This window comes from Streptomyces krungchingensis (genome assembly GCF_054729265.1).
In genome coordinates this window covers 3,788,776-3,815,055 of the sequence record NZ_JBPUKY010000001.1, presented here as the reverse complement: position 1 = coordinate 3,815,055, position 26,280 = coordinate 3,788,776, and the positions used below count along the sequence as shown (strand labels likewise).

At 74.5% G+C, this 26,280-nt stretch carries 19 protein-coding genes; 4 read left to right on the top strand and 15 right to left on the bottom strand.

Going from position 1 to position 26,280, the window contains the following annotated elements; all coding sequences use genetic code 11:
* Window positions 1-7: 7 nt before the first annotated feature.
* Complete coding sequence (locus ACSYGO_RS16955; RefSeq protein WP_460386996.1) at window positions 8-1,795, bottom strand: VMAP-C domain-containing protein; 1,788 nt, start codon at window positions 1,793-1,795, stop codon at window positions 8-10.
* A complete protein-coding gene (locus ACSYGO_RS16950) occupies window positions 1,792-2,145 on the bottom strand; it encodes a CU044_2847 family protein (RefSeq protein WP_432176897.1) in 354 nt (117 codons plus the stop codon). The genes ACSYGO_RS16955 and ACSYGO_RS16950 overlap by 4 nt, the downstream gene beginning before the upstream one ends.
* 276 nt (window positions 2,146-2,421) lie before the next feature.
* Here ACSYGO_RS16950 and ACSYGO_RS16945 point away from each other — a divergent pair, with 276 nt between their 5' ends.
* On the top strand, window positions 2,422-6,042 hold the full coding sequence (locus ACSYGO_RS16945) for a S8 family serine peptidase (protein ID WP_460386995.1): 3,621 nt from the start codon (window positions 2,422-2,424) through the stop codon (window positions 6,040-6,042).
* Window positions 6,043-6,137: 95 nt separating this feature from the next.
* On the opposite strand, the gene ACSYGO_RS16940 is transcribed toward ACSYGO_RS16945, so the two are convergent.
* The 4 genes from ACSYGO_RS16940 to ACSYGO_RS16925 all read right to left on the bottom strand — a co-directional run bounded on the left by ACSYGO_RS16940 (window position 6,138) and on the right by ACSYGO_RS16925 (window position 10,956).
* On the bottom strand, window positions 6,138-7,478 hold the full coding sequence (locus ACSYGO_RS16940) for a carboxyl transferase domain-containing protein (protein WP_426675558.1): 1,341 nt from the start codon (window positions 7,476-7,478) through the stop codon (window positions 6,138-6,140).
* A complete protein-coding gene (locus ACSYGO_RS16935) occupies window positions 7,471-8,964 on the bottom strand; it encodes an acyl-CoA synthetase (RefSeq protein ID WP_460386994.1) in 1,494 nt (497 codons plus the stop codon). The genes ACSYGO_RS16940 and ACSYGO_RS16935 overlap by 8 nt, the downstream gene beginning before the upstream one ends.
* A 162-nt stretch (window positions 8,965-9,126) precedes the next feature.
* Window positions 9,127-10,338: an MAB_1171c family putative transporter gene (locus ACSYGO_RS16930; protein WP_426675560.1), complete on the bottom strand. Its 1,212-nt coding sequence runs from the start codon at window positions 10,336-10,338 to the stop codon at window positions 9,127-9,129.
* A gap of 6 nt (window positions 10,339-10,344) precedes the next feature.
* The gene (locus ACSYGO_RS16925; protein ID WP_426675561.1) at window positions 10,345-10,956 is read right to left on the bottom strand and encodes a toxin-antitoxin system, toxin component family protein; all 612 of its coding nucleotides are present in this window, start codon (window positions 10,954-10,956) and stop codon (window positions 10,345-10,347) included.
* Between the two features lie 310 nt (window positions 10,957-11,266).
* On the opposite strand from ACSYGO_RS16925, the gene ACSYGO_RS16920 reads away from it, so the two are divergent.
* Window positions 11,267-12,160: an ATP-grasp domain-containing protein gene (locus ACSYGO_RS16920; RefSeq protein WP_426675562.1), complete on the top strand. Its 894-nt coding sequence runs from the start codon at window positions 11,267-11,269 to the stop codon at window positions 12,158-12,160.
* Here ACSYGO_RS16920 and ACSYGO_RS16915 read toward each other — a convergent pair.
* From ACSYGO_RS16915 to ACSYGO_RS16875, 9 genes are all read right to left on the bottom strand, one after another.
* Window positions 12,144-12,737 carry a hypothetical protein gene (locus ACSYGO_RS16915; RefSeq protein ID WP_426675563.1) on the bottom strand — a complete coding sequence of 198 codons (594 nt, stop codon included), beginning with the start codon at window positions 12,735-12,737 and terminating at the stop codon, window positions 12,144-12,146. The genes ACSYGO_RS16920 and ACSYGO_RS16915 overlap by 17 nt on opposite strands.
* A 39-nt stretch (window positions 12,738-12,776) precedes the next feature.
* On the bottom strand, window positions 12,777-13,004 hold the full coding sequence (locus ACSYGO_RS16910) for a Trm112 family protein (protein WP_095934094.1): 228 nt from the start codon (window positions 13,002-13,004) through the stop codon (window positions 12,777-12,779).
* Window positions 13,001-13,906: a hypothetical protein gene (locus ACSYGO_RS16905; protein WP_426676036.1), complete on the bottom strand. Its 906-nt coding sequence runs from the start codon at window positions 13,904-13,906 to the stop codon at window positions 13,001-13,003. Before ACSYGO_RS16905 ends, ACSYGO_RS16910 begins: the two co-directional genes overlap by 4 nt.
* 15 nt (window positions 13,907-13,921) lie before the next feature.
* Window positions 13,922-14,656: a class I SAM-dependent methyltransferase gene (locus tag ACSYGO_RS16900; RefSeq protein ID WP_095934093.1), complete on the bottom strand. Its 735-nt coding sequence runs from the start codon at window positions 14,654-14,656 to the stop codon at window positions 13,922-13,924.
* Window positions 14,653-16,365, bottom strand: coding sequence for a condensation protein (locus ACSYGO_RS16895; protein ID WP_426675565.1), 1,713 nt, complete (start codon window positions 16,363-16,365; stop codon window positions 14,653-14,655). Before ACSYGO_RS16895 ends, ACSYGO_RS16900 begins: the two co-directional genes overlap by 4 nt.
* Complete coding sequence (locus tag ACSYGO_RS16890) at window positions 16,362-20,957, bottom strand: alpha-(1->3)-arabinofuranosyltransferase (protein WP_426676037.1); 4,596 nt, start codon at window positions 20,955-20,957, stop codon at window positions 16,362-16,364. Before ACSYGO_RS16890 ends, ACSYGO_RS16895 begins: the two co-directional genes overlap by 4 nt.
* On the bottom strand, window positions 20,954-21,661 hold the full coding sequence (locus tag ACSYGO_RS16885) for a class I SAM-dependent methyltransferase (protein WP_426676038.1): 708 nt from the start codon (window positions 21,659-21,661) through the stop codon (window positions 20,954-20,956). The genes ACSYGO_RS16890 and ACSYGO_RS16885 overlap by 4 nt, the downstream gene beginning before the upstream one ends.
* A 329-nt stretch (window positions 21,662-21,990) precedes the next feature.
* On the bottom strand, window positions 21,991-23,142 hold the full coding sequence (locus ACSYGO_RS16880) for a glycosyltransferase family 4 protein (protein ID WP_426675566.1): 1,152 nt from the start codon (window positions 23,140-23,142) through the stop codon (window positions 21,991-21,993).
* Between the two features lie 269 nt (window positions 23,143-23,411).
* On the bottom strand, window positions 23,412-24,389 hold the full coding sequence (locus ACSYGO_RS16875; RefSeq protein ID WP_426675567.1) for a PorA family protein: 978 nt from the start codon (window positions 24,387-24,389) through the stop codon (window positions 23,412-23,414).
* Window positions 24,390-24,653: 264 nt separating this feature from the next.
* Between ACSYGO_RS16875 and ACSYGO_RS16870 the strand changes: the two genes are divergently transcribed.
* Both ACSYGO_RS16870 and ACSYGO_RS16865 read left to right on the top strand, forming a co-directional pair.
* Window positions 24,654-24,806, top strand: coding sequence for a hypothetical protein (locus ACSYGO_RS16870; RefSeq protein ID WP_199791397.1), 153 nt, complete (start codon window positions 24,654-24,656; stop codon window positions 24,804-24,806).
* 41 nt (window positions 24,807-24,847) lie between these two features.
* Window positions 24,848-26,092: a PucR family transcriptional regulator gene (locus ACSYGO_RS16865; RefSeq protein WP_460389725.1), complete on the top strand. Its 1,245-nt coding sequence runs from the start codon at window positions 24,848-24,850 to the stop codon at window positions 26,090-26,092.
* Window positions 26,093-26,280: the final 188 nt, after the last annotated feature.

Here is a 26,280-nt window from a genome sequence, read left to right as displayed (position 1 = left end):
CGGGTGCTCAGCCGACGGGCGAGTGCAGATAGCCGACGGGGTCGGGCAGGCATCTGGGGTCCTCCCACAGCAGCGCCAGGTCGTACGCCCAGTGCGGTTCGGGCGCGTCGGAGGCGTACGCGGCCTCGCGCAACTCATGGATGTGCGACGGCAGTTCGGACGGCGGAAGGTCCGCGAGGTGTTCCGCGAGCCGGTCCAGGAACGCGGCGCCCGTGCAGTCCTCGTGCGCCGCCCCGCGATGGTCCCCGCGGCACCCGGTGCGGGGCCAGAACATCACCGGCACCGCCGCGTTCAGGCTCGCCTGGAACAGCCGCCGGGTGCCGCCCGCGCGCGGCGGGGCCGCGAACCCCACCATGTCCGCGCCGCGCCGCAGCCCGATCGTCAGCCGTACCGGGTCCTGGCCGAGGGCCCCGCAGCCGATGCGGTGCAGGCGTGCCGCGGGCTGCGCGTCGAGGCGCTGCCACTTCTGCAGCAGCTTGTGCTGGAGTCCGCCGCTGCGCCGCCGCTCCAGGTCCATCACGACGAGCGGGGCGAAGGAGCCGAGCGGACTGTCGTCGTCGGCGCTGCGCTGCCAGTGCGCCACGTCCGTGTTGAGCCAGCGGCGGGGCAGGACGAACGCGATCAGCTCCCGGGCCTCCGGCTCCAGTTCGTGGTAGGCCTCGTCGATGCGCTGGAGGGCGTAGCCGCGGACCCGGTCGGCGGGCAGCGCGCGCGAGCCGACGACCCGGCGGTGCCGGCCGGTGTACGCGGACACCTCGACCAGGAAGTGGTGGTCGCCCGAGCCGCTCGGCGCGATCTCGACGAGGATCGGCGACCAGGGCTGCCGGTCCGCCGCCGGGCGGTGCGCCGCCCGGGGACCGGGCAGCGGGGGCCGGGGGTGACGGTCGTGCGGCCGGGACGGCCAGGCCCGCAGCGCGCCGCGGGCCGGCGCGTCCTCCACGAAGTCGGCGAGCCGCGCGGCGAACCGGGCGACGGCGCCGGTGTCGGGGACCTCGGAGAGCAGGTACCAGGCCGCGTCCCACAGCGAGCCGAACCGCCGGGCCGGCAGCGGCGGCCCGAACGGCCCCACCGCGTCGCTGTAGAGCCGCTCGGGGCTGCACTCGGGGCGGCCCTCGAACTCCGGGCCGCGCCCCTGCACCAGTTCCCGCAGGCGTTCCTTGTCCGCCCGCCCGTACTCCGGCGTCGGGATCAGCTCGCCGAGCCGCGGCCAGTAGCGGGCCATGACGTGCGCGGGCAGCATCCGCCCGTTGCGGACCTGGGGATCCCGCGCGGCGGCGGAGACCATGCCCACCACCCGGCCGGTGTCCGCGAGGGTGACCGCGGCGCCGCTGAACCCCGGTACCAGGGGCTGGCCGTGGGCCGCCCACGCCTCCAGCTGGACCCACTCGCCCGCGATCAGCTGGTCGGCCGTGGCCCGGTACTCGGCGAGCGTCCCCTCCTCGTACCGCTTGGGGAAGCCGTACGCCAGGAGCCTGCGCGGCGGGTCGCCGTACGCGTCGGCGGGGGGTGCGAACCGCGCGGGCTCGACGGTCATGGCGCGGTCGAGTTCGAGGACGGCGACGTCGCCGGGGTCCGTGTCGCGGCCGTCCCAGCCGCCGTGCGCGACGACCTTCGCGGGCAGCCCGTCGCCGTCGTGCCCGTCCGGCACGCCCGGTCCGAAGCGGACGCGCACCTCCTCGGTGCCGCTCCGCGCGACCACGTGCGCGCAGGTCAGCACGTGCCGCTCGGTGACGAGGAAACCGGCACCCGTCTCCCGCCCGCAGCTGATCCTGACGTGCCACGCGGCGCTGCTCATGACTGTGCGGCGGTCTCCGCGGAGCCGGAGCCCCCGGACTGTCCCGGCGACCAGGAGAGCTTGACGACGAGATGGCCCTCGACGGCGCTCTTGGCGATCAACGCGCCCGCTTCCGCGGTGAGTTTGACGCCGAACTCGATCTCCACGGCATCGGGGTTCAGGCCGTCGCGGAACACCCGCAGCGCGGAGCGGGCGGCGGCCCGTACGCCCTCCAGAGAACCCTCGAAGGTGCGGGCCGCCTGCACGGTCCCGTCGTCCCGCGCGACCAGCCGCGATCCGGTCTCGTCGTCGACGCCCTCGACGACGACCAGCGCGCCCTCTTCCGTCTTGAACTCCACCAGTCCGTCCATGGCGTCGGCTCCCCCGTCCGTCGTGACCCCCGGCCGTCCCCATTGTTACGGACGGTGCTCGGGGCTGTCCCGGTTTCTGCGGCTCGTACCCGCCTGTCCTGGCGGGAAGCCGCCAGGGCGCCTTCCCGCCAGGTCGCGTCAACTCCCCCGCAACACAAGCCCCCTGACACTCTTCGCAACGCCCGCCCCGCACGGGGAGGCAGAGCGGGGGCGGCGCCGGGCACAGCGGAAGCGGAGTACGGACCCAGCCGGAGCAGAGCCGAGGAGAGGGCAGAGATGACGACCAGAGGACCAGCGAGACGCGGGGCGGCGCTGTTGTCGGCCGGGCTCGTGCTCGCCCTGCTGCCCGCGGGGCGGGCGGGCGCGCTCGGCACCGGGAGCGCCACCCCCGAGCCGGCGAAGGCGGCGTCCGCCGCCCGCACCGTCACCCTCGTCACCGGCGACAAGGTGACCGTCACCGACCTGGGCGGCGGGAAGAAGACCGTGTCCGTCGAGCGCCCGCGGGGCGCGACCGGCGCGGTGCGTACCCAGGTGGCGAACGGCGGCGTCACGGTCGTACCGGACGAGGCGCTGCCCTACCTGCGGGCGGGCACCCTGGACCGGCGCCTGTTCGACGTGAGCGAGCTGATACGTCAGGGGCTGACCGACCGGCAGACGCACGAACTGCCGCTCATCGTGACCTACGACCGCAAGGCCCGCGCGGCCACCCCGTCCGGCGCGGAGCGGACCCGGGAGCTGCCCAGCATCCGCGGCGCGGCCGTCGACGCGGACAAGGGCCGCACCTTCTGGCGGTCCGTGACCCGGCAGGCGGGCATCGGCAAGGTCTGGCTCGACGGGCGCGTGAAGGCCGACATGGCCGAGAGCAACGCCCAGATCGGCACCCCGAAGGCCTGGGAGGCGGGGCTCACCGGCAAGGGGGTCACCGTCGCCGTCCTCGACACCGGTGTCGACGCCGACCATCCCGATCTGGCCGGGCGCGTCTCCCGGAGCAAGAGCTTCATCGAAGGGCAGGAGGTCGCCGACCGCAACGGGCACGGCACCCATGTCACCTCGACCGTCGGTGGCAGCGGAGCCGCCTCCGACGGCAAGGAGCAGGGGGTCGCACCCGGCGCCACGCTCGCCGTCGGCAAGGTCCTCAGCGACCAGGGCTCAGGCAGCGAGTCGCAGATCATCGCGGGCATGGAGTGGGCCGCGCGTGACGTGCACGCGAAGGTGATCTCCATGAGCCTCGGCTCGACCGAGGCCAGCGACGGCACCGACCCCATGGCCGAGGCCGTCGACACCCTCTCCGCGGAGACCGGCGCGCTGTTCGTGATCGCCGCGGGGAACACCGGCGCGCCCTCCTCCATCGGGTCGCCCGGCGCCGCCGACTCCGCGCTCACCATCGGCGCGGTGGACTCCGCGGACGAGGCCGCCTACTTCACCAGCGCGGGACCGCGCTACCGCGACAACGCGCTCAAGCCCGACCTCTCCGCCCCCGGCGTCGACATCCTCGCGGCCCGCTCCGGGCTGGTCGAAGGCAGCGGCCCCTACACCTCGATGAGCGGTACGTCGATGGCGACACCGCACGTCGCGGGCGTGGCCGCACTGCTCGCCGAGAAGCACCCGGACTGGTCCGGCGCCCGGCTCAAGGACGCGCTGATGTCGACGTCGGAGCAACTGGACGCGTCCGCCTACGTGCTGGGCGCGGGCCGGGTCAGCGTGCCGGACGCCGTCGACGCGGAGGTCACCGCCACCGGCAGCGCCGACCTCGGCTTCCACGGCTGGCCCTACGAGGACGACAAGCCCGTCACGAAGACCCTGACCTACGCCAACTCCTCGGACCAGCCTGTCGAGTTGACACTCGCCGTGCAGGGCGGCCCCGACGGCGTGGCCTCCCTCGCCGACCGGGCGCTCACCGTGCCCGCGCACGGCACCGCCTCCACGACGGTGACCGGCGACGCAGGCAAGGCGCCCGTGGGCAACACCTCCGGGCAGATCGTCGCCTCGGCCGCCGGAACCCCCGTCGCCCACACCGTGTTCGGGCTGGTCAAGGAGGAGGAGCGGTACACGCTCACCGTCCACGTCAAGGACCGCGACGGGGCGCCCACGGCGGCCGACCTCGCGGTGCAGCAGCTGGCGCAGGGCGTCGACCCCTATCCCGTGACGGTCGGCGACTCCGGCACCCTGGAACTCCGCCTGAAGCCCGGCACGTACAGCCTGACGTCCTTCCTCGACGTGCGCGGCAGCCGCGGCGCCGACTCCCTCGGCCTCGGCTTCCTCGCCGCCCCCCAGATCCAGCTCGACCGGAACCGCGAAGTCACCCTGGACGGACGGCAGCTGAAGGAGATCAGGGCGAAGGTCGACCGGCGCACCGAGACCCGGCAGCTGCTGATGGAGTACGACCGCAGCGGCGGCGGCTCCGACCTGTTCGGCGCGGTCCAGGTGCCCGTCAAGTACGACAGCGTGTTCGCCGCGCCGACCGGGAAGGTCACCGAAGGCGGCTTCGAGTACCGCACGGTGTGGCGGCTGGGCAAGCCGCTGCTGGAGGTCGACGGCGTCCGCGAGGCGGTCGTCCAGCCGGGCGGCACGCTGATCGAGGGACGCAGCAGGCTGCCGCTGACCGACGTGGGGACCGGGCCGTTCACCGGTGTGCGCGGCAAGGCCGTGCTCGCCCGCCTCGCCGACGGGGTCGAACCCGCCGCCCTCGCCCAGGCCGCCCAGGACGCGGGAGCCGCGGCCCTGTTCGTCACCGACGACACCGCCGGACGCCTCAACGCCTGGTTCGGCACGGACGACAACACGGACCGGCCGCTGCAGATCGCCACGGTCGACGCCGCGGACGCGGCACGGCTGCGCGCGGCCGGCCGGGTCGACATGACCGGGACGCGCAACACGCCGTACGTGTACGACCTCGCGCAGGGCCACCCGGGCGGCGTCCCGCGCGGAGACCTCACCTACGAGCCCGGCGCCGGTGAACTCGCCACGCTGAACACCCGGTTCCACGCCGCGAAGCCCGTGTCGGGCAGCGAGTACCGCTACTCGATCACCGGCACCTTCCCCATCGGCATCGGCTTCCAGGAGCGCATCGACTACCCGGCCGAACGGACCGACTACGTCTCCACCGGGACCGGGCAGCTCTGGCACGAGTCGGTGAACGCCGGCGCGGGCGCGCTGGAGGAGCGCAGCGGAGTCATCGCCTACCGGGGCGGCACCCGGACCCCGCTCGACTGGTTCAAGCCGGTCTGGCACCCGTACCTGGGCACCGGGCTCGGCTGGGGGCAGCAGCGCTCGGGCAACGTGATCCAGTTCAACACGCCCGGCTGGGGCGACTCCGGCCCCGACCACACCGGCTTCGGCGACGTGTGGAGCGACGACAGCGGGATGACCCAGTTCACCGAGGTGTACCAGGACGGCACGCTGGTCGACCGCAGGACGAGTTCCGGCGCCTACGTCTGGGACGCGCCCGCCGACGAGCACACCTACAAGGTCGTCACGGACACCACCCTCGACCCCGACCGCTGGAAACTGTCCACCAAGGGCCACTCCGAGTGGACCGTACGGTCGGCGGCCACCCCCGACGACCGCTGGACCTTCCTGCCGCTCCTCAACCTCGGCTACGACATCGACACCGACCTCGCGGGAGACGTGCGCGACGGCCGGGTGCCGGTCGGCCTGCACGCGGAGTACGTGAAGGGCGCGCCGGACACCGGGACCATCGGCGGCGCGAAGCTGGAGGTGTCGTACGACGACGGCCGGACCTGGAGGACGGTCCCGCTGTCGGGCGGCACGGCGTCGTGGAAGGGGACGTTGAACGTGCCGCGCGGCACCGCGTACGTCTCGCTGCGGGCCTCCGCCGCCGACGACCGGGGCGGTTCCGTGAGCCAGGAGATCATCCGCGCGACCGGGGTGCGCTAGGGGGTTTCGCCACGACCGGGTTGCGCCGGCCGCCACCACCCATGCACGGGCGGCGCCGGCTCCCCTCGGAGGGGAGCCGGCGCCGCCGTGTCCGCTCAGACCGCCGCGCTCTCCACGATGCCGCGGACCACACCGAGCTCCAGCAGATCCTGCGGACGCACGCGGAGCTGGTCCGCGGTGCCGCGCACCTCGTCCGGGGACCGCTTCAGGATGGCGGCCGCGAGCTCCGGGGCGATGACGGAGAAGTAACTGTCCGGCGTGGCCCAGGTGTTGCCGGGCGCCGCCAGCGCGAGCGCACCGCCGGATCCGCCCTCGCCGATCACCAGCGTGGTCACCGGCGTCCGTGCCGTCGCCACCGCGGCGAACAGATCCGCGATGGCGGCACCCGCGCCCTGCCGTTCCGCGTCCGCGTCGTTCGCCGCACCCGGCGTGTCCACCAGCGTCAGCACGGGGATGCCGAGCCGGCCCGCGAGACGGACCAGCCGGGCGGCGGTGCGGTACCCGGCCGGCCGGGTCGCGGTCCCGCACTGGGCCGCGAAGGCGACGGACCGTCCGTCGTGCGTCAGACCGACACCGCACAGCATGCCCTCGTCGGTGCCTCCGCAGCGGTCCCCGCGGAGCGCGACCCGGTGCGTGAAGTACGCGTCCAGATAGGCGTGGGCGCGCGGCCGCCGCGGGGAACGGGCCCGGACCACCGCGTCCCATCCCGTGGCCGGCAGCCCGGCCGCGCCCAGCGCCCGGGGCGGCGGCGCCGCCCCGGCGGAGGGCCGGGTGAGCAGGTCGAGCCAGAGCGCGAGCGTGCCGCGCAGCTCCGACGCGGGCACGACGTCGTCCACCGCGCCCGCCGCCAGTTGGGCCTCCGCCCGGTACGCCGCCGGGTCCGCGTCGGACGGCCGGACCCGGGAGCCCGCGAACCCCACCTGGGCGCCCGGCAGCGCCAGCGTCACATCGGCGCCCGCGCCCAGCGTGGCCCAGCCGCCGCCCGTCGTCGGGTCCCGCAGGACGGCGATCTGCGCGAGCCCCGCCTCCCGGGTGAGCGCCGACTGCCGTGCCACCCGCTGGAGTTGGGTGAGCGCGAGCATGCCCTCCTGCATCCGGCTGCCGCCCGTCGCGACCAGCGTGACGACGGGCAGCCGCTGCGCGCGGGCGTGCGTGTACGCCGCCTCCAGCCGGTCACCGGTGCGCACCCCCAGCGAGCCGCCGAGGAAGCCGAACTCGAAGGCGACCAGCACGGCCCGCGTGGCACCGACGAGCGCGGTGCCGCAGACGACGGACTCCTCCTCGCCGGTGCGCTCCCGGGCGCGGGCGCGCGCGTCGTCGTATCCCCGCCAGGACAGCGGACCGTCAGGCGGGTGCGCCCCCTTGGGAGCGGGGAAGGGCACGAAGTCGTCGGTGAGCAGGGCGACGGCCGCGCGGGCCGGGATCCGCTCAGCCACGCTTCAGCTCCCGCTTCAGGATCTTGCCCATGTCGTTGCGGGGCAGCGACTCCAGGACGTGCACGACGCGCGGCCGCTTGTGGGGAGCCAGCCGGTGGGCCACCTGGTCGGCCAACTCGGCCGCGGACGGCGGGGACTGCGGGTCCGTGGGCACGATCCAGGCCACCACGCGCTCGCCCAGGTCCTCGTCCGGCTCCCCGGTGACGGCTGCCTCACGCACCCCCGGGTGTTCGAGCAGCGCGTTCTCGATCTCCCCGGCGCCGATCTTGTATCCGCCGCTCTTGATCAGGTCGGTGGCCTTGCGGCCGACGATGCGCACGGAGCCGTCGGTGTCGAGGACCGCCATGTCGCCGGTGCGGAACCAGCCGTCCTCGGTGTACGCGGCGGCGGTCGCGTCGGGCCGGTTGAGGTACTCGGTGAACAGGTTCGGCCCGCGCACCTGGATCTCGCCGACGCTCTCGCCGTCGAGCGCGCCGGTGGGGGTGCCGTCGGCGTCGTACCCCGCGATCACGGAACCGTCCTCCTCGACGAGCCGCAGGCCGACCCCCGGCAGCGGCACCCCGACGGTCCCCGGCCGAGGCTTTCCGTCCGCCCGGACACTCGTGTTCATCAGGGTCTCCGTCATGCCGTACCGCTCGACGACCCGGCGCCCGGTGGCCGCCGTGATCCGCTCGTGGTCGTGCACCGGGAGCGCGGCCGACCCCGACACGAGCAGCCTCGCCCGGCCGAGGGCCTCGGCGGCCTCCGGGTCCGCGTCGAGCGTCTCGGCCAGCCGGTGGTACATCGTCGGCACCCCGAACAGCATGGTCGCCCCGCCGTTCAGCTCCCGGACCACGCCCTCCGCGCTGAACCGCCCCAGATGCCGCACCGAACCGCCGCGCCGCAGCGGCCCCAGAACGCCGAGGACCAGCCCGTGCACATGGAACAGCGGCAGCCCGTGCACGAGCACGTCGTCGCCCGTCCACTGCCAGGCGTCGGCCAGCGCGTCCAGCGTCGAGGCGATCGCCCGGCGGGGGATGACGGCGCCCTTCGGCGGGCCGGTGGTGCCCGAGGTGTACACGACGAGCGCGGGGTCCGCGGGTCCCGCCGGCTCCGGCGGCAGCGCCGGCACCGCCCCGCCGCCGGCCGGCTCGGCGACGACGTCGATCCGCCGCAACGCCCGTACGGGACCCGGCAGTTCGTCCCCCGGGGCGGCGAGCACCGCGGACGGCGCGCTGTCGGTCAGGATGTGCTCCAGTTCACCTTCCCCGGACTTCGCGTTGAGGGGCACCGCGGGCACTCCGGCGAGCAGCGCGGCCACCACGCCGACGGCCGTCTCCAGGGTCGGCGTCGCCCACACGGCGACCCTCCCGGCACCGTCCAGCCGCGCGGCCAGGGCACCGGCCGAGGCGGCGAGCTGCGCGTACGTCAGGGACCGCTCACCGAAGCGCAGCGCGGACCGCTCCGCGACCGAGCCGCCCACCAGGGCCGGGAAGAGGGAGGACACGTGTGCTCCTTTGCCAGTAGGGACGTTCCGCCTGAGACCGTCACCACCGTTCCTACACGATGACGCCGTGCCCACGGGTGGCCGTCCGGCCGCAGCGGGGACGTGGGGCGCCTGTCGAGGCCCGTGCCGGTACGCCGTCCGGCCGGGCGGGCCCGGCGGCCCTCAGCCGAGGCGCGCGGGTGCCGCCGCGGCCACGCGTGCGCGGACCGCCCTGATGTCGTCGGTGCGGCGCAGCGCCCGGGACACGGCCTCGATCTCCTCCAGCAGCTCCTCGATGTCCGGGCTGTCCAGCGGCGCGGGGGCCTCCGTGCGGGAGCGGCGTCTGGCGTCGACGGCGGCCTGGATGGTGACGGCGTGGGCGAGCGGGCGGGCGCGGCGGGCGTCCCGGCCCAGGTCCACGGCCGCGCCGTAGGCACGTCGGTCCAGGTCCTGGTCGATGTACCGGGCGAGGTGGAGCAGCGCGTCCCGGATGAACGTCTCGCGGCGGGTGAGGCGCAGCTCGGGGGTGGCCCGCAGCGTGAAGGGGACACGGCTTCCGGTGGCGTTCCGGGTGAGCCGGTACAGCGGTCGCAGACGCCAGTGGCTGAGCCGGGTGCGGCCACGGCGGTGCAGGTACTGGCCAGTGTGCGGGAGGATGAAGCCCGCCGCGATGAGGATGGCGGAGACGCAGGCGACCGGCGGTGCCAGCGAGGTGCTCAGCCAGTCCAGGTCGTGGCCGGTCCACCGGGCGCCGACCGCCGCGGCCTTGGCGGCGTCGTAGACCAGGTTCGTCGCGTAGCCGACGCCGAGGAGCTTCAGGCCGCCGCGCAGCCAGGCGTCGAGCCCGTCGGCGCGGATCCAGTTCCGGATGAGCCGGCAGCTGATCAGACAGGCCACGGTGTGCGCGAGCAGATAGAGCACGATCAGTTCGCGCATGAACGCGGTGGTGGCGTAGTAGGTGTCGAGGTCGCGCACCCGCTCGACGGGCGCGTCGGCGAACGCGAACAGCACCCACAGCGCGACGACCACGCAGGAGTAGACGCTCACCACCCACCGGGTGGCGCGGCGGGTCGTCGCGGAACGGTCCGAGATGCCGTCGCGCCAGGCGGTGATGAGCAGCAGACAGCACCCGCAGAAGGCGGTGATGAGGCTGTAGACCAGGGGCGCCGAGAAGTTCGGCACGCCGGTGGCGCGGTTGACCCGGGCGATGGTCGGCGGCGCCGCGAAGACGAAGACGGCGCAGGCGAGGACGAGGAGACCGCCGACGGCCCGCAGCAGCGGGTCCTTCCACAGCTTGATGATGCTGGGCAGTTTGATCGCGAGCGCGGCGGTGAGCACCGCCGCCGGTATCCAGAAGGAGATGTACAGGCCGTCGGCGAGGCGGGCGGGGCTCATCGCGGGTCAGCCCCGGGGGCCGCGGTAGCCCAGGGAGGCCTGGATGGCGCGGCCCACCGGGTCCACGGGCCCGCCGGCGCCCTTGCTCCGGGGGCCTGTCAGCCAGGAGCGGAAGACGCTCGCGAGATGCAGGCCGAAGTCCTCCGCCTGCGCCTCGTCCGCCGCGTGGGAGCCGTTGCGGGCGGCCACGGTGAGCGCGGCCGCCTGCCAGTCGGGCCGCTCCGACAGGGCGTGCGCGGCGGCCGCGGCACCGGCGACGTGGTGGTCGCGGTGGCCCTCCTTCATGTGCCACAGCTCGTGGCCGAGGATGACGAGCTGCTGCACGGCCTCGGCGCGCTCCTCGACGATGACGAGGTCGAAGTCGTGGAACTCCATCCACAGACCGGTGACCTCGATCTCGTCGGGGAAGCGCTCGAAGCGGAGCTGGACGGGGCGGCCGTCGCGGCGTTCGCTCATCTCCGCGCACAGGGCGTCCGCCAACTCCCGTACGTCGACGGGGGCGTCGATCCGCCCGCGCAGGACGCGGCTGAGCTCCACGGCGAGGGCGTGCATCTCGGAGCCGGCCACCGGCGAGCGCAGGGCCGCCGCGAGCCTCCGGATGCCCCCGGCCAGTCTCATCGTCCCGGCTCCGCACGGCTCACGCGTGGACGTGCGAGCGTCTCGCGCAGGGTCGGCGGGGACTGGCTCACCAAGGGGCTCCCGGCTGTTGACGCGTCAAGTTCTCACACGTCACCGAGAGTACGGGCCCCCTCCGGCCCGTGCCAGGGTTTTCCGGACGATCTTCCCCGACCGCGCGACGGCCCGCCCCGGCACCGGCCCGCGGGTGCCGTGGCGGCCCCGCCGAAGGGGGAGGTCACAAGGCCTGGGGCGGCAGCCCGGGTGGTTGTTAGCCTCCCCGAGGACCAGTCGTACGAAGAGGGAGTCCGCCGTGGCCCGCACAGCCGACCGCGCCCGTATCGCGCTCGCCACCTACCGGCCGGAGGAGGGGGAGACCAGCACGGACCGGGACCTGCCCGTGCTCAGGGCCGCCCTGGAGGAGGCCGGTGCCGAGGCCGCCGTCGTCCACTGGGACGACTCCGCGGTCGACTGGGCGGCCTTCGACCTCGTCGTGATCCGGTCCACCTGGGACTACAGCCGGCGCCTGGCGGAGTTCGTGGCGTGGGTCGAGCGCTGCGCGAAGGTCACCCGGCTGGCCAATCCGGCGGACGTCGTGCGCTGGAACTCGGACAAGCGGTACGTCGGCGACCTCGCGGCGGCGGGGGTGCCCGTCGTGCCCACCCGGTATCTCGCGCCGGGCGACCCCGTCGAGCTGCCCGGCGACACGGAGTTCGTCGTGAAGCCGACCGCCGGGGCCGGCGCACGGTATGCCGCCCGGTACCTGCCCGAGGAGCGGGAGACGGCCGTGCGACAGCTCGCGCGGATGCACGCGGAAGGCCTGACCGCGATGGTGCAGCCGTATCTGAAGGGCGTCGACGTCCGCGGCGAGCGGGCCCTGCAGTTCTACGGCGGACGGCTGCTGCACGCCAGCCGGAAGGGCGCCGTGCTGGAGCCGGGGACGCCCTTCGACGGCGACAAGGTCCCGCATCCCCGGCTGGAGGTCTGGGAGCCGTCCGCCGCGGAACTGGCCGTGGCCGGACGGGCGCTGGACGCCGTGCCGGGCGGGCCCGGCGCGCTGCTGTACGCCCGGGTCGACCTCGTCGACGGCGACGACGGCGAGCCCCGGGTGATGGAGCTGGAACTGATCGAGCCGAACCTCTTCCTCTGGCTGCACCCCGGGTCGGTGCCGGCCGTCGTGGCGGCGGTCCTCAGCGCCGCTCTCTGACGGCGACGCGCTGCAGCAGCCCCCAGGTGAACTCCGCCGCGCACTCCCGCGCGGCCCCCGACGCGTCCGGTGCCGTGAACGCCAGGCCCCAGCGCGTCGGCGCGGTGCCCTCCAGGGGCCGCGCGGGGGCGAACGCGCGGGCCGCCTCGTCGACCGTGCAGGACCAGGGGAGAAGGTCGTCCACGGTGCGGAGTTCGGGGCCCGGCGCACCGGGCGCACGCACCAGCCACTCGTTCCAGGCCACGCCGTTCGCGGCGACGAGGACCTCGAAGCGCAGCTCGGGCCAGAGGGGGACGGGCCACAGCAGGGCCTCGCAGTCCAGATCGCCGATCCGGCGCGGGGTGACGGACTCCGGCTCGCCGAGCACCGAGCGGTAGCGGGCGACCGCCGAGCGGGAGCGCGGGGCGTGCAGCATCGCCTGCCAGCGGCGGTTGGCCTCGCGCATGTCGGCGACACCGGCGCCGAGCCGGTGGCGGGCGTCCTCGACGAGTCCGGGGTTGTGGTCGGCCATACGGCGCAGCAGGACCAGCTGGAAGTCGAGCGGGGTGAAGGGGGCGGTGGGACGTTTGGCCGGCATGGGTCCATCGTCGCCCACCCGGACCGCTCCGCGGCCGGTTCAGGGGGCCATGCGCTTCAGCAGCTCCTCGTGCTCGTCCTCGGTGACCTGCACCCCGGAGGACGGCAGCAGCTGCGGGATGCCGTCGACGACCGGATAGCGGCGGCGCAGTCTCGGGTTGTACAGCGCTTCCTCCGCCGCCACCGACTCGTCCGGTACGAGCAGGTGGAGCGGCCCCTTGTCCAGTGGGCAGGCCAGGATCCTCAGCAGCGGGTCGTCCGGGTTCATGGGGGTGTCAACTCCTCGGCACCGATGGGGGGTCGGGGTGCTTCGTCGTGCTTGGGCATGGCGAGCAGGACGGTCACCGCGAGAGCGGTGCCCGCCAGGCGCAGGGCGAGCCGGACCGGGTCGTGCGGCAGCGCCTCGCCGAACGCGAGCGTGCCGAGCACCGCGGTGAACAGCGAGGTCACCGTCGTGCAGACCGGCACGATCAGCGAGGCCCGGCAGCGCTGCAGCGCCGCCTGCGACATGACCAGGCCGAACGCGCCGGTGAACACGAGCAGGTACGGGTAAGGAGAACGGAGCAGGGCGAGGACGGCTCCTCCCGGGTCGTGGGCGGTCAGGCGGCTCGACACGCCCTTGATGGCCAGCGAACTCACCCCGTACAGCAGCCCCACCGCCACGCCGTACTCGACGCCGGTGGTCGGCATGCGGTGCCGGCTCCGTGACCGGCGCTCGGCCGCTCCGTACAGCCAGACGCCCAGCGACAGCGTCGGCAGGCAGACCGTGAGGATCAGCGGGGCGGGCGCGCCGCGGCCGACCGTGTCGGAGTCCTCGTTCAGGGACAGCACGACCATCAGCAGGGCGGCGAGGATCGCGCCGAGCGCGTACCGCTCGCGGCCCGTGGTCTCCTCACCGAGCAGCCGGGAGGAGAGCAGCACCAGCAGGACGAGCCCGGAGACGAAGATGCCCTGCGCCGCGGCGATCGGCAGCGTGCGGTAGACGGCGAGCTGGGCGGCGAACCCGGCGGCCAGGGCCAGTGAGCCGCCGATCCACAGCGGGCTGCCCAGCACCAGCCGCAGCAGCCGGGCGGGGCGGCGGATGTCCACGTCGGGCAGGGCCGCCAGCGCGCGTTTCTCCAGGACGAATCCGGTGCTGTACAGGACGTTCGCCAGCAGTGCCGCGGCCACTCCCCACCACATGGGCTACGTCCTTCGTGCGTGCAGGAGCAGGATGGACGACAGGGACGGCGCGGCGCAGGCCAGCCGGTCCAGGGGGCGCAGCGGACGCGGTACGCCGTGGAAGGGGGCGCCCGCCAGCCGCACGACCTCGAATCCCGAGGCGGTCACGAACTCCCGCAGCGCGCGCGCCGTGTACAGCCGCAGGTGGCCCACGACCTCCTTGCCCGGGCGGCCGTGGATCGCGCGCAGGCTCACTTCGGAGAAGACGGGCTGGACCCCGGCGAGGAGCAGGGCCCGGTTGTACCAGGCGGCGAGGTTCGGGGTGGAGAGCATCAGGTGGCCGCCGGGGCGCAGCACGCGGCGGATCTCGTCCAGGGCGGAGTCCGGGTCGGCCAGGTGCTCGACGACCTCGCTGAAGAGCACCGCGTCGGCCGAGGCGGTCGCGAACGGCAGCCCGCCGTCGCCGAGTTCACCGCGGACCGCGTACGGCAGCCGCGCGTGGGCGCGTCTGAGCGCGTCCTGCGACCAGTCGACGCCGACCAGGCGGTGCCCGGCGAGCAGCGGGGCCGCGGTCGCGGCGGCGGTGCCGTCCCCGCAGCCGATGTCCAGGACGGTCCGCGGGCCCGCCGTGGCCGGGCCGAGCGCGGCGGCCAGCATGCGGGCCTGCCGCAGGCTGCGCGGCGTCCCGGAGGCGACGGGGACGGAGGGGTCCTCGTAGAAGTCGCGCAGTCCGCCGGGGGCCGGTGCTGTCGTCGTCATGCGCCGTTCGCCTCTCTCAGCTCCGTGGCGTGCAGATAGTGCTCGAAGAGGTCGCGCAGATGGGCGCCGTCGCCGTGGCTGAGCAGCGTCCGCGACCAGCGCAGCGCGAGGTGCAGACGGCCCGCCGTGGACGCCGTCGTGACGGTCAGGCCGCGCGGCATGCGGGCGGGCGCCGAGAACCAGACCGCGTGGGCGCGGCCGGCCGCCGCACCGAAGTCCAGGGCGTACGGGATGCGGCCGATGTTGCTCAGCAGGACGGTCGACGTCCAGGGCCCGGCGGCCCGGCGCAGCCCCCGGGTGACCGCGGCGCGCCAGGCGACGGGGACCACGGGAGCGGTCAGCAGGGCCGCTCCGTGGCCGAGTTGGGGGCGGTCCAGGGACTTCAGCGCACGGGTGCGGTTCGCCGTGCGGCGCAGCAGCTCGGCCATCCGGTCCGCGTTCACCTCGTCCGGCGAGAAGGTGACTTCGACCAGCCGTGTGCCGTTGCCGATCGGCATGTCCGCGTCCCTCGTGCGGTCGTCGACCGGCATGGTGACGCGCAGCGGGCGGGGCCGTGCGCCGTGCTCCCGGTTCCAGTGGGCGACCATCAGCACCGTCGCGGCCATGAGCTGGTCGTTGACCGTGTACGGGGAGCCCTTGGGGCGGCGCGGCACGCTCAGTTCGGTGACGAGCAGGCCGTTGCCCGCGGACGGCTCGGGGGTGCCGTGGGCGACCCGGGCGGGCGGGGTCCAGGTGGAGGGGCCCACCGCCTCCTCCGCCCCCGGCGCCTCCGGCGTCCGCACCGGGGGTGCCGTGGGGGTGTTGTCCCGGCCGCCGTACAGCTCGGCCGCCGTCGCCAGGATGCGCAGACAGGCGGGGCCGTCCAGGGCGGTGTGGTTGATGGTGAGGAAGAGGACGGTGCCCTTCCCTTCCGGCCGCCCACCGCCGGCACCGGCTGTCGCACCGGTGCGGTCACCGGTGGCGCCGGCATCCGGACCGCCGTCTCCCGCCCCGGCGCCGCTGCCCGCCGTGGCGCCGGGGCCGCGGCTGTCGTCGCCGCTGCCCGCGCCGGTCGTGGTGCCGCCGGTGCCTCTCGCGGCGGCGCGGCCGGCGACGTCGCTCCCGTCGCCGTCCGGGCGGGCCGCGGTGCCGTGGGCCGGGCCACCGGCACCGTCCCCCGGCGCGGGGGCGCCTCCCGCCGCGGGACCGCTGTCCGCCCCCGCGGGGACGGCCGTTCTCGTGGGGAGGGCCGTTCTCGTGGGGAGGGCCGCGCCCGTCCGGCCGACCGCGTCGGTCGCCTCGCTGCCGATCGCCGGGCCCGCGCCGTCGACCACCTCCAGCCGGATCGGCGGGGAGGCGGTCAGCGGCGGCGCAGTCAGCAGCGCCCGGGTCCGCGCGTCGCGCAGCGCGTCCCGGCTGGGGAGCGGGAAGGCCACCACGTCCAGGTCGGGCTCGGAGGTCAGCTCCCACTCGTAGCGCCGTCGGTACCAGGGGCGCGGGGCCTCGCGCATCAGGATGCGGGGATGGCGGCGCAGCGCCTGGGCGAACGCCGCCCTCAGCCGCGCCGGTTCGAGCCGTCCCGGCAGGTGGACCTCGATGTGGACCGTCTCCGGTTCCTCCTCCTGGAGGCAGTGCCGGGCGACCTCGTCCACCACCGGGAACGGGACGCGTACGGGCGGCCGGGCCGGGCCGCCCGTGCCGTCCCGCGGGGGATGCTCCACAGCCGTCATGGGGTGTCGCCCCTCCCTGTGCCCGTGCCCGAGCTCGAGCTCGTGTCCTGGCCCGTGCGCGGACCGGGCTCCTCGGGCGGTGTCACCCTGAACCGCGGCTTGCGCAGCGCGATGCGCGCGGTCGGCGGGTCGGGCTCGGGCCGGTCCGCCCCCGGCCCCCGGGCGGAGACGGTCGGACCGGACGCGACCCGGCGCTCCCCTCCCGCACCGGACCGCCCCCCTTCCGCCGCACCGGACCGCTCCCCGCCCGAAGCGGACCCCTCGGCCGTTCCCGGCTCCACAACGGCCGAGCCGGCACCCGGCTCGTCGGCCCGCGCCTTCTTCTCGAAGCCTCCGGGCAGCGGACCGTTCGGGGTTCCGCTCCCCGGCCCCCCGCTCGCCCCGCGCACCCGGTGCGGCAGCGGTGCCGTCGGGGCCTGTGACGACGCCGGCGGCTGCGTCGGCCGCGCGGCCGGGACGGTGCCGGACCCCGGCTCCCTCACGCTCACCAGGCCCGCGAACAGCCCGATCAGCGCCAGCAGTTGGGCGGCCGGCCCGAAGGCTCCCCCGTCCGCGGACACCGGCGAACCGGCGCCCGTCGCCGCGGCGATCCCGGCGCCGGCGAGCGCGAGGAACGCGATCGGGACGAGCAGGGTGTGCCGCCGTCGCGCGAGCAGGGCAAGCGCCGGCACCAGCAGGGCGAAGAATCCCGCGACGACCACACCGACCAGGGTGAGCGCGACCAGCCCCGGCCAGAGACCGGGCAGCGGGGGCTCCGGCTGCGGTGCGTCGGGGTTGGGTGCGCGGCGCCGCCACAGCACGAGGCCCACCAGGGCGGCCACCGCGACACCGCCACCGATCAGCCCCGCCTCGTACGTCGTCGACGGCTCGTACGACAGCGTGACCGTGCCGCCCGCGCCGGACGGGATCTGCCAGCCCTGCTGCCAGCCGTCGAGCCGTACCGGCGTGAGTTCCCGGCCGTTCAGGGTGGCCTTCCAGCCGTCGTTGTAGTTCTCGTACGTCGTCAGGTACGAGGCCGCGCCGGAGCCGACCGTCACCGTGCGGCGGTCGCCCAGCCAGTCCCGTATCGTCAGCTCACGTCCGACGCCGGCCGCCTCGTCCACCGTCCCGCGCGTCAGCGTCACGTCCGTGAGCGCCAGCGGCCCGGCGTCCCCCGACTCGACGCGGTGGGAGCCGTCGGCGAAGTCCAGCGCCGTGTCCGCGCGCCCCTCCTGACAGAGCGTCACCTCGACGGCCCGGCGTTCGACCAGGTCCCGCACCGTGCCCTTCGCGGCGGTCTCGTACAGCTTCCCGTCGACCGCGACCACCGGACCCTTCCCGCACGGGAGCGTGAACGGGCGGGTGCCGGACGGCTGTGGGGTGCGGTACCGGTCGAGCGCCGGGACGTACGCCTCGGTGAGGCCGACCGGCAGCTGCAGATCGGCGTCGGCGACCGGGTTGTGGACGGTCAGCGGAGCGGTCTCGGTGACGGTGATGTCGAGGCGGTCGGTGGTGATGGGGTCGAAGCGGGCCCAGCCGTTCTCGTCGACGCCGACGACGGCCGCCCCGTCCGGGGAGCTGATCTCGACCTTGGTCGGCCGGGTCGACAGACCGCCCGCCGGGGCCAGCACGAGGGACGAGACCGGCTGCTTGTCCGGCCAGCTCAGATGGATCGTCGGGTTGCCGCCGGCGATCCACGCCGTGGTGAGGTCGCCGTCGGTGAGATTGCGCGCGGACAGACCGGCCCCGAGCCGCGCGGTGGAGTCCGCCGTCGCGGTGATCCGGCTCTGCTGGTCGGGCGCCACCTCGTAGAGCAGCTCGTCGAGTTCGGCACCGGGGACCGGGACCGCGCTCGCCTTCATGGCGTACGTCCCCGCCGTCGAGGTGGCGAAGCTGCGGTGCAGTCCCGCCTCCGTGCCGGTGGCGGAGAGCCCGGTGGGGTCGGTGGTGCGGTGCAGGGAGACGATCTCGGCCGAGGCCGCGGACGCGTCCGGTCCCGAGGCGTCCGTGGGCAGCCGCAGCAGACGGGTGACCTGGACGTCCGGGAGGGCGATCTCGGAGAAGCCCGCGCCGGTGAGACCGGCGTGCTGCCGTGTCGAGTCCACGATCGTGATCTTCAGCCATCCCGTGGGTCCGGGGCGCGCCCCGACCGTCTGCTTCATGCCGTTCGGCTGGAGATAGCTGGTGACGGAGCCCTTCTCCGTCTCCACCCGGATCCGTGTCGCCGCCGCGCGCACGCCGTCCTGCGGCAGCGGTGTCACCTCGAACGACGTGGGCACGTCCACGGACCCGTCGAAGCGGATCCGCAGCCACTGCCCGTCCGCCGAGCCCGCCGCGCCCTCGGCCCAGGCCGTGCCGGGGTTGCCGTCGAAGGCGTTCACGGGGTCGTACTGCGGAAGGTGGAACAGCCAGTTGCCGGTCGAGGACGCGGTCACCGAGCGGGCGCCGCGCAGCTGAGCGACCGTCTGGTGCTCGATGCCCTTCGTCGGCAGGATCTGGTGCGGCGTCTTCCCCGCGTCCTGCACGCTGTCGCTGTCGTTGCGCTGGTCGCGCGTGTACGTGTACGAGGTGTTGGCGTCGACCAGGCCGAACCGGGTGTCGGCGCGCCGCAGCCCGTCGCCCACCACCTGGACCTGCGGGGTGCCGAGGCCTGGGTGGTTGTCGCCGGTCAGCACGGCGGCCCGGCCCCGTGCCGCCGGGTCGGCGGCCAGCGGAAGCAGTGCCTCGGGACCGCCGGAGACGACGGCGGTGTCGGCGATCGGTTTCAGTCCGGCCTGGCCGGGCCGCGGCACGTCCCGGTCGGCGGGCTCGTAGATCTCCACGGCCCGCCCGCGCGGGTACAGACCCTCCACCTGGAGGGGCGTGTCGTTCGCGATCCGCCCGCCGGTCGTGACCGGACCGAACCCGGTCACCCGCCGGTACCCGGACTGCTCCAGGGTGCGGCGCACCGTGGCGGTGGGCACGTACCCGAGCTGGTCGGGGTCCAGGTCGTTGCGTACGACGACGTAGTAGAGGCCGGCACGGCTCAAGTAGTCGGCGAGGCCGGGGACTTGGCCGCCGGTCGTCAGCGCCTGCTCGACCGCGTCCATGGCGCGCCGGTTGCCCGGGGTGCCGAAGGGCACGTAGTCGCGCTCGGCCCAGCGGGAGTCGGCGAGTACGTCCAGGGGCTCGTCGATCGGGGAGCCCCACGTGTAGATGCCGTGCGCGGTGGCGGGCACGACGAGGGCGCGCGAGTCCGGCGAGTACTTCTCCAGCCAGTCGGCCGTGGTCTGCCAGTACTTGGGCAGTTCCTGGAACGAACCGGGCTGCAGGATCGACCCGTTGAGGTACGGCCAGGCGAGCCCGGGCAGCACCAGCACCGCGGCGATCAGCGGGGCGAAGCGACGGCCGCGCACCGGGCGGGCGCCGCGTGTCTCGGCCGCGACCGCGACCAGATGGGCCAGGCCCAGGACGAGCGCGAGCGCGAGTCCCGTCTGGAACTTGTAGATGTTGCGGAAGGGGACGAGCCAGCCGTTCAGCCAGTCCTGGACCACTCCGTGGAACGGCGCGCCGAACGAGCCGCCGTACCCGGCGAGGGTGACGAGCGCGACCGTGAGCACGGTCAGCACCAGCCAGCGCCGCTCGGGCATGTCCCGTCTGGCGAGTCCGGCCAGGCCCAGACCGGCCGCGAGCGCCGAGCAGACGATCACGACCACGGAGGACGCGACGGTCCAGCCGGCCGGCAGCCAGGCCTCCCCGAAGTTCAGGTAGGCCACCCAGTTGCCCGCGCCGCGCAGCGACTCGGTCGCCGACATGGTGGCGGTCGTCGTCGCCGAAGTCTCCACGTAGGGAAGGAAGTTCTCGCCGTAGACGCCGAGCACCAGCAGGGCGATCCACCACCAGGCCGTCGCCAGGATCACGCCCGGCACCCACCAGGCGAGCAGCTTGCGCTGCCGGGGCCCGCGCGGGCGGGACAGCAGGTACAGCCCGGCGGGGAGCAGCGACGCCAGGGTCGACGCCGCGTTCACCCCGCCCATGAAGGGGACGACGAGCGCCGAGCGCAGGGCCGCGATCCGGGCGGCGTACCGCTCGTCGGCGAGCGGCAGCAGCACCCAGGGGAGGAAGGCGCCCGGCAGTGCCGCCGCGGAGGTCGAGCCGACGACGACCGTGAAGACCGGCCACAGCGCGTACGCGACGGCGGCGAGCAGCCGGGAGGCGGCGCTGCCCACGCGCAGTCGTTCCGCCAGCCGCAGCGCGCCCCAGAAGGCGACGGACACCACGATCGACAGCCACAGCCGCTCCGCGAGCCACACCGGCAGGTGGATCAGCCTGCACAGACCGTAGAACGGCAGCATCGGCCACGCGTAGCCGACGTACTGGTCCTGGAGGCCGCCGAAGCCGCCCCGGTCGTGCCACAACTGGCCCAGGTCCGACAGGAACTGCCACGGATCGAGTGCCACGCCGAGCTTGGTGTCGAACGTCGCCCGTCCGGGATGCACGGCCAGGAAGAGGACGAACACCACGGCCCAGAAACCCAGCAGCCAGCGGCGCGAGCGCGGCCCCTGCGGGGGGCCGGCCGCGGTCGTGGCGGGGCGGACGGCTGCCGGGGGAGGAGCCTGGACCGTGCTCGTCATGGTGGACACCGCCGGAGGATGAGGAGGAGGTTCCAGGTGGCGAACTCGCGCAGTCCGGGCGTCTTCGCGACGGCCGACGCGAGGAACGGCCAGTAGCGGGAGCGGGCCGCGACGACCGTGACGTCGTCGCGGGCGCGCACCTGCCGCAGGGTGCTGCCGATGTGCACGGCGAAGAGGTTCTCGCCGAGGGTGTGCTTGGCGTCCCTTCCGGTTCGGCGGCGGTAGCGGGCGCGGGCCCGCTCGGCGCCGAGGTAGTGCCAGGGCGCCCACTCGTGGCCGCCCCACGGGGACAGCCAGTTCGTGAACGACACATAGATCAGGCCGCCCGGGCGGGTGACCCGGACCATCTCGCTCAGGAACGTCTGCGGGTCGGCCACGTGCTCCAGCACGTTGGAGGAGAAGCAGACGTCGGCGACACCGTCCGCCAGCGGCAGCAGATAGCCGTCCGCGACGACCGTCGAGCCGGGGGATCCGGGCCCCAGCTCCCTGACGTCCGGCTCGAACAGGTAGGCGTGGGCGCCGCGCCGCCGGAACTCCTCGGTGAAGTACCCGCTGCCGCCCCCGACGTCGACGACGACGCGGTCCTCCACGGGGCCGTACGCCTCGACCTGGTCCGCGGCGTCCCGGGCGAGCAGCGTGTAGCAGGACCCGGGGTCCTCCTGCTCACGCAGAAAGGCCCGGAAGAGCGCGAGGGAGCGCCGCAGCGAGGGGTCCTTGAACCCGGTGGCCCGGCTGCGCCCGGCCCCGCCGCCCTCGACGTCCGCCGCTCGCCGGTCCCCGGCGTCCCCGCCCGGCAGTGCCCCGGGTACGGCTCTCCCCGGGCCGTCCGCGGCAGGCGGAGTCTTCGGGGCGTGCACGGGCTTCGGGGCCGCCGGGACCACCGCCGCTCGCGAGGCCTGTGCCGCCCCGGTGGCCTCCGGGACCCCCGAGACGTGCGGCGACCCGGCGGTCCCGGGGTCCGAGGCCGGTCGCCCCGCCTGCGGGGTGTGCGCCGCCCCGGCCGCCTGCGCGTCGGGCCCGGTCCAGGGGGACGTCATGGTGTCCAGCCCCTCACCGCCTCCGCGGCCACCGCTCCGAACTGGCGGACCGTGTGGTTCCAGCGGTAGCGGGCCGCGTGGTCGCTGGCCGCCCTGCCCATCAGGGTGCGACGCTCCGTGGACAGCGCGAGGGTGCACCAGGCCGCGGCGAAGGAGGACTCGCCGCGCGCCAGCAGGCCCGTGCGGCCGTCGACGACGGAGTCCCGCAGCCCGGGCACGTCGAAGGCGATCGCCGGGGTCTCGCGGGCGGCCGCCTCGGTGACCACCAGGCCCCAGCCCTCGACGGCGGACGGGTGGAGCAGCAGCCACGCCGCGCACAGCAGCCGGTGCTTCTCCGTCTCCGAGACATGGCCGGTGAACTCCACCTGGGGACCGGCGAGTTGTTGGAGACGCTCCCGCTCGGGCCCGTCGCCGACGATCACCAGCCGGCCGCCGGTGACCGGACGCACCCGCTCCCACAGCCGCAGCAGCAGATCGATCCGCTTGTACTCGACGAGCCGGCCCATCGCCACGAACAGCGGTTCCGGCGAGCGCAGGGCACGCGGCCCGGGCTCCTCGACGCCGTTGTGCACGACACGGATGCGGTCCCGCTCGACGCCGATCGCGCGCAGGGCGTGTGCGGTCGACGGTGAGACGGCGACGAGCAGACCGCCGCGCTGCGCACCGGCCAGGGCCCAGTGTTCGAGTCTTCGTCCGAGTCGGGCGGCGGGGGCCAGCGGTCCGCCGAACCGCATCCTCCACAGGTCGGTGTGGACGTGGTTGACCAGGCACAGGGTGGGCCCGCGGTGCCACAGCGGGGCCAGATAGGGCAGCCCGTTGCACACCTCCACCAGCAGGTCGCAGTCGCCGACCTGGCGGTGCAACGCAGGCCGTGCGCGCAGGAAATGGCCGAGATCGCCGCCCGCGGACACGACCCGGTAGTCGCGGTAGGCGGCCGGGCCGCCGCACAGCAGTGTGACCTGATGGCCGAGCCGGGTCAGTCCTCCGGCCAGCCGGTCGACCAGGAGTTCGGAGCCGCCCGCCGCCGGATTGCCGAGGTCGCGGCGGGCGAGGAAGACGATCCGGCGCGGATGTGGGGGGAGCGCCGGTGGGTACTGCGCGGAGCGCGGGAACGCGGCGCGCAGCGGGGAGGGCACGTGCTGGGGCATGGGTGCTCCAACTCGTCTCAGGGTGCGGAACTCAGCGTGGGGGGTGGGGCTCGGTGCGGATTCACACCTTCCGGTCCGGTGACGCGTCCTCAGCAATTCCTCCTGCGGACGACGCGCACGATCCGACGAACTGTGGGGGATGTGGGAGTTCGCTGTAACGGGGATGTGGGTGGGCTGTGCTCGGGTGGGGTGGACAGTTTTCGCCCAGCCGTTCCCCGCGGCTACTCACCGGGGTGACAATTTCCGGCCTTTGTGGAGCTGACGGAACATCACATCGTGAGAGAAGGGTCGGACGAGTCGGGCGTATCCGGACCAGATCGTCCGCGTACCACCAAAACGGCTCCCACGGCGGCGAGGACGAATCCCAGCACACCGGCACCGATCGGCACCGTCTGCCCCACCATGCGCAGTTGGCCGCTCTCGCTCTTCGCCTGCTTCACCTGGTCCTTCTGCGTCGCGGTGTCGAACGCCAGCTTCCGGCTGTCGAGGAGCACCGCGGCGTCCTTCGTGCCGCCGGGGGCGCGCAGCGTCCGGCGCGGACCGACCTGCGCGTAGATCACCCGGCCGGTGCGCTGGTCGACGACCAGCTCGATCAGGTGGTTGGCGTACCACTCCTCGGCGAGCACCTGGCTGCGCTCGGGCTCCCCGACCAGCGCCCCCGGCACCTGCCGGGTCCCGGTCCGGGTGGCCGGGACGGTTCCGGTGAACCGGTAGCCCTCGTACCCGCGGATCTTCTTGGTGCCCCGGTAGTGCAGCGTGACCGTCGCCCCGAGGGAGTTGTCCCACCAGCGGTAGGCGCGTTTCTGCACGTCGAAGGGGAACTTGAGATAGGCCTCGCCCTCGAAGTACGGGTGCTCCTTGCAGCAGTGCGCGGGAGCGTTCGTCCGGCGGTCGGTCACCCAGCGGCCCGGCACGAACTCCAGCGCGTCGTGCGGGTCCGCCGCCGGCAGCGACTTGTCCGTGTCGACCGTGGTCGTCACGTCCCAGACCGCCTTCCCGCTGCGCTCGCTGTCGGCGACGTCGCCGCGCACCTGCTGGGTGACGGTGATCCGCCGGTCGGTCACGGTCTTGGCCTCGTCCACGTCGAAGACGCTGCCGGTGCCGGTGTAGACGGCGGTCGTGTCGATGTCGATCGGGTTGACGGCGGCGCGTGGTTCCACGTACCAGGCGAGCATCGGGGCCAGCACGAGCAGGAAGGTGCCGAGACCCAGGAGGATCAGCGAGAGGGGTGAGACCTTGCGGCGCATCCGGGCACTCCAGGGGCGTGAGGAGGCTCGACGCACGGGAGGTATCGGGTGGTTCGAGGCGATACGGGTGCGTCGACACCGGGAGGGAAAGTGCACGTGCGGTATGGGCCGGGAACCGTAGGCGCACCCTTGACGGGTGTCAATGCATTGTCGAGACTGGCTCTGCCGGACGGGGCCGGCGTGGGCAGTGACCGTGGGACCACTCGACCGGTGGCCGCACGGGTCCGGGTGGGGACGACCTCCGACAGAGAGGCTGACCCTGCGATGTCCAGACTGCTCGCCGCCGCGCTGACCGTCGTCGCCGCCGCCCTGCTGGCGGTGGGTGCCGCGCTCGGGATCGTCGCGCTGCTCGACGCGACGCCCGACCAGCCCAACACCCCGTTGATCACCTATGAGCACGCCGGCCAGGAGCGCTGACCGTGCCCGGCCGCAGGAGTGCGCCGGAGGCGGAGCGCGTGGTGCCGATACGCCCGGGGCCCCGCGCCGTGCGCTCGGCGTGGCGTGACGTCCCCCGGCTCCAGGTGCGCCAGTTCGCGGCGATCGCCATGGCCGAGGCGCCCGCGCTCGCCGAGGAGATCCTGCGCGAGATCCGCCGCGAGTACCCGCATCTGCCGCTCGTGCTGGACGACTCCGGCGAGCCGATGGCCCTCGTCGGCATCCGGCGTGCCATCGAGGTCTTCGTGCAGCAACTGGAGGCGGCCGAGGGCAGGCCTCGGGTCCCCCCGGAGGTGTTCCAGGAGTTCGGCCGGGGCGAGGGCCTGCACGGCCGCAGTCTCGACTCGCTCCAGGCGATCTACCGGCTGGGGGTCAGGCTCGCCTGGCGGCGGTTCGCCGAGATCGGGCAGCGCGTCGACATCCCGCCACCGGCGATGTACGAGCTCGTCGACGCGGGATACGAGTACCTGGACGGCCTGGTGGACCAGTCCGTACGGGGCTATGCCGAGGCCGCGGCGCGGCAGGCGGGGGAGCGGCTGCGTCTCCAGCGGCGCCTGATGGAGCTGCTGTTCTCCGAGCACCATCACCGGGGCGACCCGGCCGAGGCGCTCGTCGAACGCGCGGCCCGCGTCGGCTGGCCCCTGCCCGACCGGGTCGCCGTGGGCGTGCTGCTGCGTCCGGCCAGGGAGGCCGTCGCGCCCGCCGTGGGGCAGGGCGTGCTGCTCGACATGGAGTACGAGCAGCCCCGCATGGTGGTGCCCGAGCCCGACGCCGCCGGCCGGCCGGAGCTGCTGGACCGGGCGCTGACCGGCTGGGCCGGTGCGATCGGGCCGCCGGTGCCGCTGGCCGAGGCGGCGAAGTCGCTGCGCTGGGCGGAGGCCGCCGTAGGGCTCATGGAGCGGGGGTTGCTGCCCGACGGAGAGGTGCTGCACTGCACGGAGCACACCGAGGCGCTGGTCCTGCTCCAGCCCGAGGAGCTCATCGACGACCTGGCGCTCAGGTGCCTCGCCCCGCTGGAGCACTGCGGACCCACCCACGGCCGCCGTCTCGCCGAGACACTGCTGGCCTGGCTGGAGACCCGCGGCGGGGCCCCCGAGGTGGCCGCCCGCCTCGGCGTCCACCCGCAGACGGTCCGCTACCGCCTGCGCCAGATCAGGGAGCTGTGGGGCGACGAGATCGACGACCCGGACCGGCGCTTCGAGCTGGAGCTGGTGCTGCGGGCCCAGCGCCTGCGCGGCGAACTCGGTGGCCCTCGAGCCCGCCGCTAGGTGTATTGGCCCGCAGCGTTGTTCACGCGGCACCGCCCCGGCCGGCCGATCATGCCGCGCGCCGCCGTCGGGCCGGTGTCCACGCCGCACCGACGCACCGGCCATGGCCCGGCACCGGTGTCGTACCCCCGCACCGGCCATTGCCCGGTCAAGCCCACTGTGACTAGCCTGTGTTCGTCATGCCGATC

What these genes read in the sequence shown, in the direction of transcription:
- ACSYGO_RS16895 (WP_426675565.1), bottom strand. Translation starts at nt 16,365, where the DNA reads ATGACGGCTGTGGAGCATCCCCCGCGGGACGGCACGGGCGGCCCGGCC.
- ACSYGO_RS16910 (WP_095934094.1), bottom strand. Translation starts at nt 13,004, where the DNA reads ATGAACCCGGACGACCCGCTGCTGAGGATCCTGGCCTGCCCACTGGAC.
- ACSYGO_RS16870 (WP_199791397.1), top strand. Translation starts at nt 24,654, where the DNA reads ATGTCCAGACTGCTCGCCGCCGCGCTGACCGTCGTCGCCGCCGCCCTG.
- ACSYGO_RS16880 (WP_426675566.1), bottom strand. Translation starts at nt 23,142, where the DNA reads ATGCCCCAGCACGTGCCCTCCCCGCTGCGCGCCGCGTTCCCGCGCTCC.
- ACSYGO_RS16955 (WP_460386996.1), bottom strand. Translation starts at nt 1,795, where the DNA reads ATGAGCAGCGCCGCGTGGCACGTCAGGATCAGCTGCGGGCGGGAGACG.
- ACSYGO_RS16925 (WP_426675561.1), bottom strand. Translation starts at nt 10,956, where the DNA reads ATGAGACTGGCCGGGGGCATCCGGAGGCTCGCGGCGGCCCTGCGCTCG.
- ACSYGO_RS16945 (WP_460386995.1), top strand. Translation starts at nt 2,422, where the DNA reads ATGACGACCAGAGGACCAGCGAGACGCGGGGCGGCGCTGTTGTCGGCC.
- ACSYGO_RS16950 (WP_432176897.1), bottom strand. Translation starts at nt 2,145, where the DNA reads ATGGACGGACTGGTGGAGTTCAAGACGGAAGAGGGCGCGCTGGTCGTC.
- ACSYGO_RS16930 (WP_426675560.1), bottom strand. Translation starts at nt 10,338, where the DNA reads ATGAGCCCCGCCCGCCTCGCCGACGGCCTGTACATCTCCTTCTGGATA.
- ACSYGO_RS16875 (WP_426675567.1), bottom strand. Translation starts at nt 24,389, where the DNA reads ATGCGCCGCAAGGTCTCACCCCTCTCGCTGATCCTCCTGGGTCTCGGC.
- ACSYGO_RS16900 (WP_095934093.1), bottom strand. Translation starts at nt 14,656, where the DNA reads ATGACGACGACAGCACCGGCCCCCGGCGGACTGCGCGACTTCTACGAG.
- ACSYGO_RS16915 (WP_426675563.1), bottom strand. Translation starts at nt 12,737, where the DNA reads ATGCCGGCCAAACGTCCCACCGCCCCCTTCACCCCGCTCGACTTCCAG.
- ACSYGO_RS16890 (WP_426676037.1), bottom strand. Translation starts at nt 20,957, where the DNA reads ATGACGAGCACGGTCCAGGCTCCTCCCCCGGCAGCCGTCCGCCCCGCC.